This is a genomic window from Brevibacillus sp. (genome assembly GCF_003521185.1).
GTDB classification, from domain to species: domain Bacteria; phylum Bacillota; class Bacilli; order Brevibacillales; family Brevibacillaceae; genus Brevibacillus; species Brevibacillus parabrevis.
Genome location: NZ_DOTK01000008.1, coordinates 26,239 through 42,009, shown reverse-complemented (window position 1 = coordinate 42,009; position 15,771 = coordinate 26,239). Strand labels below are relative to the sequence as shown.

Annotated in this window: 12 protein-coding genes; all 12 read right to left on the bottom strand. The window is 57.7% G+C overall.

The window, feature by feature from the left end:
- Positions 1-107: 107 nt before the first annotated feature.
- Positions 108-1,103, bottom strand: a complete 996-nt coding sequence (locus DEP07_RS02345; protein WP_281868176.1) for an agmatinase family protein — start codon at positions 1,101-1,103, stop codon at positions 108-110.
- The gene (hutI, locus tag DEP07_RS02340; RefSeq protein WP_287102057.1) at positions 1,100-2,374 is read right to left on the bottom strand and encodes an imidazolonepropionase; all 1,275 of its coding nucleotides are present in this window, start codon (positions 2,372-2,374) and stop codon (positions 1,100-1,102) included. The genes DEP07_RS02345 and hutI overlap by 4 nt, the downstream gene beginning before the upstream one ends.
- Before the next feature lie 5 nt (positions 2,375-2,379).
- Positions 2,380-4,050, bottom strand: a complete 1,671-nt coding sequence (gene hutU / locus DEP07_RS02335; RefSeq protein ID WP_281868174.1) for a urocanate hydratase — start codon at positions 4,048-4,050, stop codon at positions 2,380-2,382.
- A 165-nt stretch (positions 4,051-4,215) separates the two neighbouring features.
- Positions 4,216-5,712: a helix-turn-helix domain-containing protein gene (locus DEP07_RS02330; protein WP_173596878.1), complete on the bottom strand. Its 1,497-nt coding sequence runs from the start codon at positions 5,710-5,712 to the stop codon at positions 4,216-4,218.
- Positions 5,713-5,805: 93 nt separating this feature from the next.
- Positions 5,806-6,375 (bottom strand): signal peptidase I, encoded by a 570-nt coding sequence (gene lepB, locus DEP07_RS02325; protein WP_122963967.1) that lies wholly within the window; start codon positions 6,373-6,375, stop codon positions 5,806-5,808.
- 142 nt (positions 6,376-6,517) lie between these two features.
- Positions 6,518-8,293 carry a sigma-54-dependent Fis family transcriptional regulator gene (locus tag DEP07_RS02320; protein WP_173596877.1) on the bottom strand — a complete coding sequence of 592 codons (1,776 nt, stop codon included), beginning with the start codon at positions 8,291-8,293 and terminating at the stop codon, positions 6,518-6,520.
- A gap of 64 nt (positions 8,294-8,357) precedes the next feature.
- On the bottom strand, positions 8,358-9,521 hold the full coding sequence (locus tag DEP07_RS02315; RefSeq protein WP_287102055.1) for an ArgE/DapE family deacylase: 1,164 nt from the start codon (positions 9,519-9,521) through the stop codon (positions 8,358-8,360).
- 16 nt (positions 9,522-9,537) lie between these two features.
- Entirely contained in the window at positions 9,538-10,779 is a 1,242-nt protein-coding gene (dpaL, locus tag DEP07_RS02310) for a diaminopropionate ammonia-lyase (protein ID WP_287102054.1), read from the bottom strand.
- 440 nt (positions 10,780-11,219) lie between these two features.
- Positions 11,220-12,101 (bottom strand): putative RNA methyltransferase, encoded by an 882-nt coding sequence (locus DEP07_RS02305; RefSeq protein WP_287102053.1) that lies wholly within the window; start codon positions 12,099-12,101, stop codon positions 11,220-11,222.
- A 240-nt stretch (positions 12,102-12,341) separates the two neighbouring features.
- Positions 12,342-13,325, bottom strand: a complete 984-nt coding sequence (locus tag DEP07_RS02300; RefSeq protein ID WP_173596873.1) for an ATP-grasp domain-containing protein — start codon at positions 13,323-13,325, stop codon at positions 12,342-12,344.
- A complete protein-coding gene (locus tag DEP07_RS02295; protein WP_173596872.1) occupies positions 13,322-14,605 on the bottom strand; it encodes a diaminopimelate decarboxylase in 1,284 nt (427 codons plus the stop codon). Before DEP07_RS02295 ends, DEP07_RS02300 begins: the two co-directional genes overlap by 4 nt.
- The gene (locus DEP07_RS02290) at positions 14,592-15,770 is read right to left on the bottom strand and encodes a DegT/DnrJ/EryC1/StrS family aminotransferase (RefSeq protein ID WP_173596871.1); all 1,179 of its coding nucleotides are present in this window, start codon (positions 15,768-15,770) and stop codon (positions 14,592-14,594) included. Before DEP07_RS02290 ends, DEP07_RS02295 begins: the two co-directional genes overlap by 14 nt.
- Position 15,771 lies beyond the last annotated feature (1 nt).

The following is a 15,771-nucleotide window of genomic DNA, read 5'->3' as shown; positions in this document are numbered from 1 at the left end:
AAGTTAGCTTTTTTTCGACAAAAAACCGCTGTCCCTCTGTCAGCAGCAGAGAAACAACGGTTCGCCAAGCAAAAAAACTTTTGCAGGAGCAGATTTGACGCCAAAAATTACTTTCGCTGCCGATATCCCGTCAAAAAGGACAGCATCACATGAACGGCTGTTTTGACTGTCGCCTCCGTCCGGTCTTTGTACGGGTCGAGACATACGATGTCCATGGCTTTGACCTTCGGGTGCAAGCCTGCCTCATAGACGGCGTCAAACAGCTCGTCGCTCCGCATACCCCCGGGAGTAGAAGCAGGGACGCCCGGCCCGTAGCCGATGTCGAGCACATCCATATCGACGGTCAAATAAATCGTATCGACTTGCGAGGCCAGCCGTTCGAGTGCTTCCTGCACCGTTTGGGCAACGCCTTTTTGCCGCGCCTGGCGCAGCGTCGTATAGCGCACGCCTGCCTCATCCGCGTAAGCCTTGAGCGACCGGGCATTGAAAAAGCCGTGCAAACCGATGTTGTGAACGTCCTCGGCCTGGATCGTCTTGCTTTCGATCAAATTGCGAATCGGCGTGCCGTTCGAAGGTCCGTTATCCGTCAGGTCGCGCAAGTCAAAATGGGTGTCCAGCTGCAAAATGCCTACCCGCTCGTCCGTGTGAACGTCCTTGTAGCCTTTGATCAGCATGGCCGTAATCGAGTGATCGCCGCCCATCATCACGGGCAAAAGCTGAGGATGGTTCGTGCGCATGTGCGCCATGGCTTCGCGAATGTTGCGGTGGCACTGGGCGATGTCGGTAACATGCTGCCTGACGTCGCCCAGATCGACCACGCGAAGCGATTGCAGGTCGACATCGTAATCGAGATTGTACGTCGTAAAATATTTCCACGCCCGCCGCATCGCATCTGGATTTTCGCTGGCGGCCGAGGCCGAGATGGACGAACGGGAAAGCGGCACTCCGAGCAGCGCTACGTCGTAGTCGCTCCAATCAGTGCTGCCCGCCGTTGCCACCTCTAGCGTCTTGATCCATTCGCTCACTTTTGGCTCGGCTGGCGCGGCACTCCTGTCCCAGGCAAAGCTGGGCGGTTTAAGCAGCGGGTACGGGTATGCCGTCATACGAGCCGCCCTCCCGCCACGACTACTGCTCCGTTTTTGATTACCGTATCCACATGGTTCACACCGTAACGGTATTGCAGCGTCATGAAGTCAGGCACAGCAAAAATGGTAACATCGGCTTTTTTTCCGGCCTCGATGCTGCCGACCTCGTGGGCGCAACGGATCGCGTGTGCCGCATTGATCGTCGCCGCCGTCAGCACTTCTGCCGGGGTCATGCCCATTTTCAGGCAGCCGAGGTTCATGATGAGCGGCATCGAGACAGTAGGCGAGGAGCCGGGATTGCAGTCGGTCGAGATCGCGACTGCCACGCCACGGTCAATCATTTTGCGGCCGTTTGCGGAATCCGCCATGAGGAAAAAGGCCGTTCCCGGCAGCAGTACCGCGATGACGCCTGCTTCCGCCATTCGCTCGATGCCCGCATCTGACGCCCGCAACAAATGATCGGCGGACACCGCTCCCAGAGACGCCGCCAATTCGGCTCCCTCGTACGGCTCGATCTCATCGGCGTGAATTTTCGGCAAAAGGCCGTGCTCCCGGCCCGCTTCGAGAATGCGCCGCGACTGCTCGGGAGTGAACACGCCACGCTCGCAAAACACATCGTTGAAGACGGCCAGCTTGCGGCGCGCTACTTCGGGAATCATCTGCTCGATGACGAGATCGACAAACGCATCCGGCGTTTCCTTGTACTCGCGCGGTACCGCATGTGCGCCCATGAAGGTGCTCACGAGATCGATCGGGTGGGTTTCATGCAGCTTTTGCGCTACTTCCAACTGCTTGATCTCGTCTTCCAAAGTAAGGCCGTAACCGCTTTTCGCTTCGACCGTCGTCACTCCGTGCAGCAAAAACTGGTCGAGCCGCCGCTTGCTCTGCTCATACAGATCGTCATGCGTCGCCTGTCGCGTCGCAGCCGTCGTGGCGTGGATTCCGCCGCCGTTGTTCATGATTTCCATATAAGTAGCGCCAGAGAGCCGCATGTTGAACTCGTTTTGCCGCGTGCCTGCGTGTACCAGATGTGTGTGGGGGTCAATCAGGCCAGGCGTAACCAGTTTGCCTGTGGCGTCAATGACATCCGCTTCGTGGGCGCGTTCGCGGAACCACTCAGCCAGTTCTTCATCCGTGCCGACGCGTTCGATTACACCGTTTTCCAGCCAGACGCTGCCATTTTCGATGATGGACAGCTCGTTCATTCTGGCACCTGTCACCGGAGAGTGAGTGCCGCCAGCCAGCGTGGCAAGCTGGCTGGCATGGCGAATCCATACTGGTTTGTTCATCGCTTTTACTCCTTCAACATCGGGATGTGGACGCCTTTTTCCTTGGCGGTCTGAATCGCCAGCTCGTAGCCTGCATCCGCATGGCGGACGATGCCCATTCCCGGGTCGCTGGTCAGGACGCGCTCCAGGCGACGCGCCGCTTCCGGCGTGCCGTCTGCCACGATGACCATACCTGCGTGCAAGGAGTACCCCATCCCGACGCCGCCGCCGTGATGCACCGACACCCAGCTTGCGCCGCCTACCGCATTGATCATCGCGTTCAGGATCGGCCAGTCGGAAACAGCGTCACTGCCGTCTTTCATCGCTTCTGTCTCGCGGTTTGGCGAAGCGACAGAGCCAGAGTCGAGGTGATCGCGGCCAATGACGATCGGCGCTTTCAGCTCGCCGCGCGCCACCATCTCGTTAATGATTTGGCCAAAACGCGCCCGCTCGCCATACCCCAGCCAGCAAATACGGGAAGGAAGTCCCTGGAACTGAATCCGCTCCTGCGCCATGCGAATCCAGTTGCACAGATGCGTATTATAGGAAAACTCGCGCAGAATGACTTCGTCCGTCTTGTAAATATCTTCAGGATCGCCGGACAGCGCTACCCAGCGGAACGGGCCTTTGCCCTCGCAAAATTGCGGGCGGATGTAAGCCGGCACAAAGCCAGGGAAGCGGAATGCGTCCTCGACACCCTCGTTTTTCGCTACTTGTCTGATGTTGTTGCCGTAGTCAAACGTAACGGCACCCTTCTCCTGCAAAGCCAGCATGGCGCGGACGTGGTTGGCGATGCTCGCTTTGGAACGTCGCTCGTATTCTTTCGGATCGCGCGTGCGCAGCTCTGCTGCCGCTTCCAGGCTCATGCCCTCCGGAATGTAGCCGTTGAGCGGGTCATGCGAAGAAGTCTGGTCCGTCAAAACGTCCGGTATAAAGTTGCGGTCAAGCATCGCATTCAGCACTTCCGGCGCATTGCCCAAAAGTCCGATCGAAATGCCTTTTTTCTCCCGCTTGGCTTCCTCCGCCATTTTGATCGCTTCATCGAGGCTGTCTGTCATCACATCCAGGTAGCGTGTATCCAGTCTGCGCTGGATGCGTGTCGGGTCGACCTCGATGTTGATGCTCACGCCGCCATTGAGCGATACGGCCAGAGGTTGTGCGCCGCCCATGCCGCCGAGGCCAGCAGTAACCGTGATCGTGCCAGCGAGTGTACCTGCAAAATGCTGGCGAGCCAGCTCCGCAAACGTCTCGTACGTTCCCTGGACGATCCCTTGGCTGCCGATGTAAATCCAGCTACCTGCTGTCATCTGTCCGTACATCATCAAGCCCTTTTTGTCCAGCTCGTGGAAGTGCTCCCAGTTGGCCCAGGCCGGAACGAGGTTAGAGTTTGCCAAAAGCACGCGCGGCGCGTCCGTGTGGGACTTGAACACCGCCACTGGCTTCCCGGACTGGATCAGCAGTGTCTCGTCACTCTCCAACGTTTGCAATGTTTTGACAATGGCATCGAAACATTCCCAGTTGCGCGCCGCTTTCCCGATCCCGCCATACACGACCAAATCTTCCGTACGCTCCGCCACGTCGGGATTCAGATTGTTCAAAAGCATCCGCAACGCCGCTTCCTGAATCCACCCTTTTGTATGCAGTTCAGTGCCCGAGTAAGCCTGAATCAATTGCTCAATGGATTGTGTCGTTGTCATCCTGCTTCCACCTGCTTTTCCTTAGAGTGTGTATCTCTTAGCTATATTGTAAAAGCCGGAAAACAGACAAAAAAGGCACCATGCTTTCGATTTGGTGCCTCTTCTTTCGATTGAATCAAGGGAAGCAGATTGAATTTTCTAAAAAACTCTCTTTTCTTTCGATTTCTATCTTTTTTTTTGATTTCGTAACAAACGTGGGGTTGTACCCGTCTTTTCCTTAAAAATTTTACTAAAGTAATTGGCATTGACGAACCCGCTACGCTCGGCCACCTCCTGGACGGACAACGCCGTTTCCAGCAGCAGGCGCTGCGCTTCCTTCACCCGCATCGCCGTGAGAATTTGCCGGAAGGAGCTGCCTTGCTTCTGCGCAAACAACGTGCTGAAATAAGCCGGGCTGCGGTCGACATGCCGGGCCACATCTTCCAGGCGCAAAGCCGGATCGGTGTAACGCCCCTCCATGTAGCGCAGCGCTTGCTCGATCACATCCGCTTTGATCTCGTCGCCCCTGTTGTTGAAAGTATCGAGCAGTTCGTTGATAAAAAGCAGCAGCTCCGTCACGATCCGGTACAAGATCGGAGCGTACAAAATCGTCTCAAACACACGATGGTACGCTTCTTCGAGTAAAGCGCTGTCCAGCCCGTGCGACTTCATGTAGCGCCTGACCTGCGCGAGAATGCTGGTCAGACGAATGCGCAACAGCCCTGGCTCGGGATACGGCTCGTCCTTGTAAAAAAAATGCGCATACAGCCACTGCTTCAGCTGCTCGCGATTGCCGCTGTGCAGCATGTCGATCCACGTTCGCTGCTCGCCTGGCGTCAGGAACGGGTCGATCATCAGCCAGTTTACGCTGCCTTCCACCATGCTCACTTGCCGATAGCCCTTGAAAAAACGCAAGTGCAGCGCCTGGCTCGCCTGCTCGTATTTTTGCTGCAAGCTCTGCTCGGAATCTTCGGCATCGTGGATGACGAGAAAAAGCGGAGCATCGCTCGACGCCTCCCAGTCCATCAGCAAACGCTTGCCGAATTGGTGCCACTGGGACAAGGACAAGGAAGCGTCTGCCGGAAAAACAGCGGCAATCGCGTCTTTGGTCGGCAACAGCACAGGCTTGTCGCGAAACGGGTAGCCGGAAAAAAAGTCGAGCAGCTCCGAATGTCTGCGGGCATCCTCCAATTGGGCGAGCATGACTTTTTGCTGACCAACTGGCGACGATCCGGGCAAAAACAAGTCGAGATACGAGATTTCCTTGCGCAGCCCCTGGACGCTCCCCGCTCCTGGCTCCAGCCGTTCGTCTCCTGAGCGTTCCTGACAGCAGCGCGTCAAAACGCGGCGGATGTATTCAGGTGTTTGCGGCTTCAGCCACAAGTCCCGCGCGGAAAGCTCGATTCCTTGCATCGCCCGCTCAAAGGTCGCTTCCGAAGTCGTGACCAGCACGATCGGCCGATATTGGGCGACCAAAAGTTTGAAGCGCTCCCAGTGCGCCTTGTCAATCATATCCAGTTCCATGCAGACGACTTGCGGCAGGTGTGCTTCCATCACCTGAAACACTTCCGCCATCGTCCCGGCCGTATGTACTTGGTCATACGGGATGGCGCAGCTTGCGACGAGCCAGCTGATCCCGGCCCGCTCTGTCGCGTCCCTGTCTGCAATCAGTATGCCGGGCATCGTCAGCCCTCCTTTTGCGGCTTGCCAGAAAAATGCGAGAACTTCTCTTATTGCAAACAAAGGTTGCCCGTGAATGGACAACCTTTGCTCCTGCTATTTCTCTTCGTTTGTAAACGGATTTTGGATCATCGTGCCCATGATGTGATCAAGTGGAATAAAGCCGATCTCACGGGAATCCGTGCTATGGTTGCGGTTATCCCCCATGACGAAAATATGGTTGGCTGGCACTGTCACTTTTCCATCGGATACGTACTCCATCGTTTCCTTGATGTACGGTTCGTTGAGCACCGTGCCGTTGCGATACACCTGATTGTCTTTGAACTCCAGCACATCGCCAGGCTTGCCAATCACTCGCTTGACGTACATCGAGTGGTCGTCGTCCGCTTTCCCTGTCACCAGCGCCACCAATGGGTGACTGACGACATCGTCCACAAGGGACCTTTTGCGTTCCACGCGACTGTCGATGACGACGATATCGCCATAGTCCGGCAAATACGAAAACGTATGCGATAGCTTGGACACGTAAATGCGTTGCTGGTCTTGCAAGGTAGGGTCCATCGAATGACCATCAACCTTGTACGGCTGGAACACGAAGATTCCGAGAACCAGAGCGAAGACGATTGCAAAGGCAATCGAACGGACCCATCCCATCAGCTCTTTCATTATGCTATGCCACTCCTCTCATACAACTTCGTTCCCCTATCCTCTACCCTCTATCATATCACAAAAATGACGCAAACCCAAAAAGCCGGTCCCATAAGCTCCCCGGCTCTTTTCGCTCTTCATCCACGTCAGCACGCGAGAGTCACAACAGTCCGTACTCGCGCATTTTCCGAAACAGCGTCGCCCGGCTGATCCCGAGCAGCGCGGCTGCTTCTTCCTTTTTGCCCTTGCGCATCCGCACTTCATTCAAAGCTTGCGCCACAGCAGACTTTTCCAGCTCTTTGAGCGTCGCGATCGGCTTTGGCGCTTCGCTGCTATCTGTGCGTCCCGTTCTTTCCGCAGGCTTTTGCAGCCGGAATGTGTGTCCAGGCAGGCTTGCCGCTTGTATCCAGTCGGAGTTTTCCAGATTGGCCGCGTATTCAACCGTATTTGCCAGCTCGCGGACGTTGCCAGGCCAGTCATGGCAAAACAGCACGGACTGCGCCTCCTGGGAAAAGCCGCGAATCGTTTTCCCCAGCGTTTTTGTATACGCAGCCAGAAATTCATGGGCGAGCAAAAGAATGTCTTCCCTGCGCTCCCGCAAAGCAGGCAGTTGAATCGGAATGACGTGCAGGCGGTAATACAAATCGAGGCGAAACTGGCCTTGCGCGACCCGCTCCTGCAAATCGAGGTGGGTCGCGGCGATAATCCGCGCTTCGACGGGAAGCGTTTTTCCGCTGCTGCCCAGCCGCTGGAACTCTTTTTCCTGCAACACCCGCAGCAGCTTGCCTTGCAAGTGCATCGGCAAATCCCCAATTTCGTCGAGAAACAACGTCCCTTTGCCAGCCGCCTCAAACACGCCTGCCTTTCCGCCTTTTCGCGCGCCGGTAAACGTGCCGTCTTCATAGCCGAACAGTTCGCTTTCCATCAGATGCTCGGGAATCGCCGCGCAATTGATCGAAATTAGCGGCTGTTGCCGCCGCGGACTGGCCTGATGGATCGCTTTGGCGAACAGCTCTTTTCCCGTGCCGCTCTCTCCCTGGAGCAAAATCGTCGATTCGCTGCCCGCCACTGTCCGCGCGATCGTTTTGGCCTGGAGCAGCGCAGGGCTGTTGCCGGAAATCGCCGCAAAAGCATCCCCTGCATCTGTGGCCGTGACCCGGCGCGCCATCTCGACGACTTCCTGCGCATCGTCGAGCGTAATGACCCACTCCTTGATCTCGTCGCCAAGCTGAACAGGGCGGATGGCAAACAAAAACGTTTTGGCTTTTCCGCCAACCGAAAGCACCACTTGCTTGGGCGTGGGCTGCGAGCCATCGGCCAAGCGAATGGCGGCAATCCATTCTGCGGCCTGACTGTCGTCTGCATCGAGTTGCAAATATTGCCGCGCCCGCTGATTCGCTTCGACGATGCAGTTTTTTTGATCGATCAAAAGCATTGCCTTGTCCATTTCATCCATGACGACACGCAGCTTTTCGGCAATGAGCTGTTGCCTGGTGTACATGATGTGCTCTTTGAGCTTGACCGCAATCAGCTCGGCCATTTTTTGCAAAAAGCCGAGAATCGCCTCGACATCGGCGAACAACCGCTCCCTTTGTTCGTCGTCAAAAGCGAGCAGCCCGATCACGCCTACGCTTTGCCCATCCAGCCGGATCGGACAGCATATTTCCCCCGTCTCCGCACAGCTTCCATAATGCGTGCAAGGGCGGCATTTTTCATCCTGCCCCGGTCGGGTAATCACGACAGGCTCGCCATTGACAAGCGACGCCCGGTAAATATGATCTTCGCCTGCCATCGTGCGCAACACGCCGGATTCGGTTTTGCCCGTCCCTGCAATTCGCAAAAAATCGCTGTCGGCAATCTCTACTTCCACTCGCAGCACGGCGGCGACTGCCTGGGCGATTTTTTGCACGCTCTCCTGAATCTCCCGCAAGGACATCGGCTTGTTCCTCCTCTGCTTGTCTTTTTCTCATTATAACGCGGCGACAGGAGGAACCGCCTGTCTACTCCTGGCAAAACTCGCAAATCGTTTGGGCCAAAATATAGCTCATGTCCACGAGGCTATCCACCTCGACGTATTCCACTGCCGAATGCAGTCCCGCTCCCACCGGGCCGAACAGGACGGTCGGAATCCCCGCTCCTTGCAGCAGCGCGGCGTCTGTCCAGCCGGAAAAGCCGCAAATGCCGGGCGCTGCCCCCAGCCGCTTTTCGCAAGCCGCTTGCAGGGCGAGAAAAATCGGCTCGGCCAGTGCCACCTCAAACGGCTCGCGCCAAAACGTCAGCTCGGCACTCGCGCGGAATGCCGCGTCCTCTGCCCGCAGCTTCGCAAGCAACGATTCGATTTCCAGAGCCACTTGTTCTTGCGTCTCGTTCGGCACCGTTCTGCGCTCCCAGTCGATCCGGCAATAGTCGGGATACGTAGACAGTTCTGTTCCGCCTTGAATCAGCGACGCGTGAACAGATGGCGTCCCGAGAATCGGGTGCGGCGGCTCTTGCGCCAGCTTTTCCGACAAGCTTTCCAGCTCGCGCAGCACCCTGCCCGCGTGAACGATCGCATCGATTCCTTCTTGTGGCCTGCTGCCGTGCGCCGCCTTGCCGAACACCTCGCACTTGACCCAGGCAAAGCCTCTGTGCACAACGCCGATTTGCAAATCAGACGGCTCGCAGCAGATCGCGGCATCTGCGGAATAGTCCTGCACCAATGCTTCCGTCCCGATGCTCTTGTACTCCTCGTCGGCGACAAACGCCAGGATCACATCGCCCGCAAGCGGAACTTTCGCCTGGGCAACCGCTTCGACTGCCGCCAGCATCGCCCCGAGACTGCCTTTCATATCCTGACTGCCTCTGCCGAAAATTTTGCCGTCCGTTACAGTCGGTTCAAAAGGCGGGATCGACATGCGCTTGGCGCTCACCGTGTCCATGTGCCCGTTCAGCATGAGCGACTTGCCGTTTCCACTCCCGCGCAAAATCCCGATGACGTTGCACGCCGTCTCGTTGATCGGAATGACGGCTACCTCAAGCCCGATTGACTTGAGCTTGTCGGCAATAAACGCAGCAATCCCGGCTTCTCCTGCTCCATCCGCGTCCAGGTACGGATTGACCGAATCGATGCGAATCAACTCTTGCACAAGTTGAACGAGTCTTTCCCGGTCGATCGTGACATTCATCGTCGCTTCCTCCTTTTTACTTGTCGTCAGACGAACACGCGCCCTCCCAAACAATGCGCCGATAAGAATCCCGGTCCGTATCTCCTTCGGTGCTGAAGCACAAGACGACCGACTCTTCGTTTAGCCCCAGTTGCTTGGCAAGTCCTCTGTACTCCGGCTTGTTCATTAGCGCCGCCAACAGCCCTACTCCAACAGCACCGCTTTCGCCACTGATGACCTGAGGGTCGCCTGCTTTTGGCGCAGCCAGCATCCTCATCCCGTTTGCCGCGATGAAATCTGGACAACTGACAAAGAAGTCGGCATGGTCGCGCAAAATTTCCCAGGCAACCGGATTCGGCTCGCCACAAGCGAGTCCGGCCATAATCGTCGCCAGCTCCCCGTGCGCCACTTGCGGCTCTCCGTCCGCTGCTTCGGCAGACAAGACCATGCAATTCGCCGCATGCGGCTCGACGATGACGCTGACCAGCTCCTCCCCGCCAGCTTCTGCGACGAAGTGTCCCAGCACAGCCGCCGCCATCGAGCCAACGCCCGCCTGCAAAAACAAATGCGTCGGCTTTTTGTCCGGCAAAAGGGCCGCCAACTGCTCGCGCGCTTCTGCCGCCATCGTCGCATAGCCTTGCATGATCCAGCCCGGAATCGTCGTGTAGCCCTCCCAAGCCGTATCTTGCACCACCTGCCAGCCGCGCTCCCTGGCTACTTTTTCCGAAAGGCGGACAGCCTCGTCGTAGTTGCCATTGATGACATGCGCCTGTGCCCCCAGCGAGCGGATCGCTTCCACCCGTTCTGCTGTCGAGCCTTTTGGCAAATAGACAACCGCGCGTTGCCCCAGCTCCCGTGCCGCCCAGGCAACTGCCCGGCCGTGATTGCCGTCGGTCGCGGTGACAAAGGTCACTTCTCCGATCTGTCTTCTCGCCTCTTCCTCGCCGAGAGCAGCGAAGCTCATCCCCTCGGGCGTGTGCCCCAGCTTTGCATACAAATACCGGGCCATCGCATAAGACGCGCCCAACACTTTGAAAGCGTTCAGCCCAAAGCGCAGCGATTCGTCCTTCACCAGCAAATGCCCAACTCCCAGCTCGCGGGCGAGTTGCGGCAGCGGGACGAGCGGCGTCGGCGCATAGACCGGACAAGACGCGTGAAAGTCGCGCGCAGGCTGTGTTTCCTCTGCGGACAAAAAGACAGGGATTGCCTGGCGCTCGGCTTGCGAGCCGCGCTGCTTTTTCGTGTTTGCCACTGCTCGTATCGTTTTTTCTGCTGACATCGGCAGTTTCCTCCTTTTGCTGGCTTTTGCCATTCTGGTTGACTATTTGAATTGCAAGGAATGTGCCAAGGCGGTTGAAGGTATGAGGATAGGCAGCCCGGCGATTTGCTCATCCCGTTCCGTCTCTTCTGGACAGAATATCCATATCAAAATGAGATGACAGAAGGATCATTTTGAGACTTTTTGTATCAAATTGAGACTATTGCATAAAAAAGCTTGGCTGCGCCAATGGTTGTGACAGAACCTTTCACTGGCTGATATCCGCCCTTTGCATTTGCGCGATACGAATTTCCATCCCGGTTTCTTTAGCAAAAAAACGCCGCCCGCACCTTCACTCCCAAAGGAATGAAACGGTACAGGCGGCGCTCTCCGTCATTCTGTTTTGCCTAAAAAGGCGCGCTACTGCTGCAAGCTATCCGCGGCGCGCGCGGCCCCCTCACTCATTTTCTTCCAACAAGAACCGTAAACTCGACGGAAATCTCTCCGCCCTCCAGCTCATGCGCCTGTGCCAACTGCTGCGGTGCGGCCCCCCACGTCAGCGGCGTCATCTGGACCAGCGCGGCCAGGCTCGGCTGGTCCAGTCGAAACGAATACGCCACCCGCTCGCAGTCGATCAGCGAAAAGCTGGCGGCGAAGCGCTGGATCGTCGCTGCATTGGAATACACCTGCTTTACAGGCTGGGCATAAAGGCGCTCGCGCAGTTCCAGCAAATATCGCTCGCCCGGCACGACCTTGATGACGAACCCGTCTTTTTTCAGCATTCGCGCAAACTCCCGCGTATTGGACGGCGACAGCACGTTGAGGATGGCCGCAAAGCGATTGTCGGCAAACGGAGCATTCGCCAGATCGCCGACGCACCAGATCAGCTCGGGGTGCGCCTTGGCTGCGAGGGCGATGCCCGCTTTGGACAGATCGACACCCGCGCCGACGACATCGACTGACTGTCGCGCTATCACCTCTTCGCGAATGCGGGCCAGGTGCGAACCTTCGCCGCACCCGGCATCCAGCACGTACAGCGGCTCGCCGCTGGTCGCTGCGTACTCCGCCAGCTTTTGACTGACAGCAGCGTGCAGCGGAGAAAAAAAGCCTTGCTCGCAAATCGTTCTTCTCGCCAAAAACATTTCTTGCTCGTACTTCGATCGGTAGCCCGCATTCGCCAGGTGCACATAGCCGTGTCTCGACACATCAAAGCAATGGCGGTTGGCGCATACAAGGCTGGCTGTATGGATGAGCGTCAGCGCCCCGTGGCAAACCGGGCATCTAAGCATCCCGCTATGCCGGGCCAGCAGTTCGGCCTGCCGCTCTTTTTTGGTTGGAAGCATAAAAAAAGCACCCCATTCATTCGAAATCGGTGAATGAAAAAAGGCACAGTCAAATAAACCCCGGCTCTCCTTTTGAAAAAACGAGCGGGATCAGGCTAGACTGTACCTTTTCTTACCGATAACGCATGAATTGGGGACTCATAGTCATAGCGGACGACACTCCTGTCAAAATGCTCACGGGGGCATTTCTCCCCCGTACCTTGCATTGTACAACAGATCGCCCAAGACCGCCGCGCTTTTTTACATCTCCTCCCCCGCCAGCCGACTGCTGTGGACGAGCATGACCTGATCGTATTTCAGCATGATCGTCCCTGCTTCGTAGTCGCCTACGTTCGGCTTGCTCGCCTCTTTGCGCAAATTGCGGAACAGAGCAGCGACGGCGTTCACGCCGCTTTCGTGTGCATGAGGATAGCCGCCGCCAAACCGCGGATTGATCTCGGAGATCACGTACTGGTCCCCGAGCAAAAAGCAGTCGATGTCGAACGGTCCGCGAAGCGGCAAGACAGAGACGAGCGACGCGGCCAGCGACGTCAGCCGCTCGTCCCGGATCGCCAGCGAGCGGTCTGTCTCGCCTGCCCGCATGCGAATTTTTTTGCGCGTAAAAAGCGTCGTCAGTTCACCCGTGACGAGATCGGCGTAGCCGTCCACGCCGTATTCCTCCGCCTGCAAAAACGGCTGGACAATCAGCTCCTCTGTCTTTTGCGCGAGTGCGGCAAGCTCCGCCCCGCTCTCGATACGGACCAGGCCCAGGCTGGCGCTGCCTTTGCGCGGCTTCGCCAATAGCGGATAGGCAAGCTCTCCGCAGGCAAGCGCCGCTCGCGCCTCTTCCAGCGTGTAAGTAGGAACGCACGGCAGCCCGTGGTCGCGCAAAAAATCGCAGGTCGCCTTTTTATCGAGGCACAAGTCCACCACGTCCGTCCGAGAGACGACGGCCTGCACGCCAAGCCGCGAAAACTGCTCGGCATGGGCGGCGAGCACGCCAAGCTCGGGATCGATCAAGGAGAGCACCGCCCTGATGTCATAGCGCAGGCAAATTTGCTCCAATGCCTGTACGTAATCCGGGTCGTCGATGCGCGGGACGATCTGCCTGTGATGGGCGGCGAACAGCGCGGGAGCCGTAGGATCGCAGTCCACCGCGATAATTTTGCCATCACTGCCCCACTCTTGGACGAAATACTCGATCAGCTTGACCCTGCGGCCTACGCTCGTCATGAGCACATTCATTGGGCGTATCCTCCTGTTTTGCCAGCCTGACCAGCCGGAAATTCATAGAGCGACTCCGGGAAAAACTCCGCCAGCGTCTCTTTGCGCCTGGCGACGACGACATCGCCGCCTGCGATAGCCAGGACAGGCGGCCGCTCGCGAATAAACGGCGGATTGAATACGAGCGTGTACGCCCCCGTGTGCCCGAACACGAGAAAATCTCCCGGTTCCGGCACTTTGCCGCGAAAGCCTTGCAGCAAATAGTCTTTTTCCATGCACGTATAGCCTACGACATGGTACGTCCCTTCCCTTGCCTCGCTGCTCTGTGTCACGACGGTGGCGGGAAGCCGATGTGCATGCATGGTCGGCTTGATATTGTGGACACTGCCGTCTACAAGCACAAAGCGATCGTTGCGGTTCACCTTGACATCCACGACCTGGCAGACGAACTCGACCGCATCGGCCACAAGCGAGATGCCCGGTTCCAGAATCAACTGCGGCAAGCGTGCCGCCTCCGCCAGTTCGTCCTTGAGTACAGAAGTGATCGCTGCAGCGTAATCGTCAAAGCTCGGAACGCCGACCATCCCGAACGTGGCGGGCAGCTCGCCGTAAAATCCGCCCCCGATGTCGATAAATTCAAGCCGCTCTCCGAGATGCGCTTTGCCCAGTCGGCACAGCTCGCGGGCAATTTGCCGATACACCCCCACGCTGCGGTTCGTGGAAAAATGCCCGTGCAAGCCCGTGACCCGCACATTCGGCACAGCAGACAACAGCGCCAGCGCTTGGGCAAAGCTGCCGTTTTCCACGCAAAAGCCGAAGCGGCTCACTTCATAGCCGTTTTGCAGCGGACTGACGCCGCCGCGCGTCAAATCGAAATTGACGCGCAAGCCGACGTGGACCGTCTGTTCAGGGTGCTGTCTTGCGTAGGTGAGCACAGGGGCAATCTCCGAAAACGAATCCAGATTGACCAGGCTGCCCAGCTCCAAAGCCAGCCGAATATCTTCTGCCGTTTTCAGCGGCCCGTTGAAAACGATGGCAGCAGGCTCGACACCAAGCTTCCGGGCGAGATCGTACTCCAGCCTGGACACGACCTCCGCCTGCGCCCCGAGCTGGTGCAAAGATTGGCAGACATACGGCACGTAGTTCGTCTTGTACGAGTAGGCAACGCTCACCTGCTCATAGCGACTGGCAAACGCTTCGTAAAACCGTCGGTAGTTGTCGCGGAGCCTGGCCGTATCCAGCAGGAAAAACGAAGATTGACAAAGCTTTCGCCACTCGGCAAGCTGCTCATAAGTGTACATGACCGACCTCCTTCGCGCGTCCCGACAGGCAGCTCCTGATCACGGAAATGACCCGCTCCTGCTGTTCGTCGCCCAGACTGGAGCCGGAAGGAAGGCAGACGCCACGCGCGTACAGCTCGTCAGACACGCTGTACCCCGGCTCGTGCGGGTAGTAGCGGCACCCTGCAAACAGCGGCTGGCGGTGCATCGGCTTCCACACGGGCCGCGCCTCGATGTTTGCCTTTTCCAATGCATCAATCAGTTGCGTTGCGGTAATTCCGGCCTGCTCGGGGTCAACCGTCAGCGCCGTCAGCCAGCGCGTCGCTCTCCCTGTCGGAGATTCCGGCATGAAGGTGATGCCAGCATACGGCTGAAGCGCCGCTGCATAGCGTTGATAGATTCGCCTTCTCGCCGCCACCCGCTCCTCCAGCACGCGCAATTGCCCTCTGCCGACAGCCGCCAGCAAATTGCTCAACCGATAGTTGTAGCCCATCTGCACATGTTCATAATGGCGTTCCCGCTCGCGGGCCTGCATCGCCCAAAACCGCGCTCGCTCCAAAGCTTCGAGATCGTCCGAGACGAGCATGCCCCCGCCGGAGGTCGTAATGATTTTGTTGCCGTTGAACGAAAAAATGCCGAAATGCCCCAAGGAGCCGCTCATTCTCCCTTTGTAGTCGGCGCCCAGCGACTCTGCCGCGTCTTCCACGACCGCGACCTTGTATTGCTCGCACAGCGCAATGAGCGGCCCCATGTCGGCGCTTTGCCCGTACAAGTGAACGATGACGACAGCCTTGGGCAATTGCCCTAGCTCGTTTGCTTCTCGCAGCGCTCTCGCAAGCGCCGCCTCCGACATGTTCCAGGTCGCTTCATCGGAATCGATAAAGACGGGAGTGGCTCCCAAGTACAAGATCGGGTTGGCGCTCGCCACAAAAGTCAGACTGGAGCAAAACACGAGATCGCCCGGCCCGACCCCGGCCAAGCGCAGCCCCAGATGGATGGCCGCCGTGCCTGACGAGACGGCAAGCGCTCCTTTTGTCCCGACATACCGGGCGACTTCGTGCTCAAACGCATCGACATGCTCCCCGAGCGGCGCAATCCAGTTGGAGGCGAAGGCGTGGGCAACAAGCTCCTGCTCCTCTGTTCCCATGTGCGGCGGCGACAAAAAAATGCGCGATTGTTCCCCCATA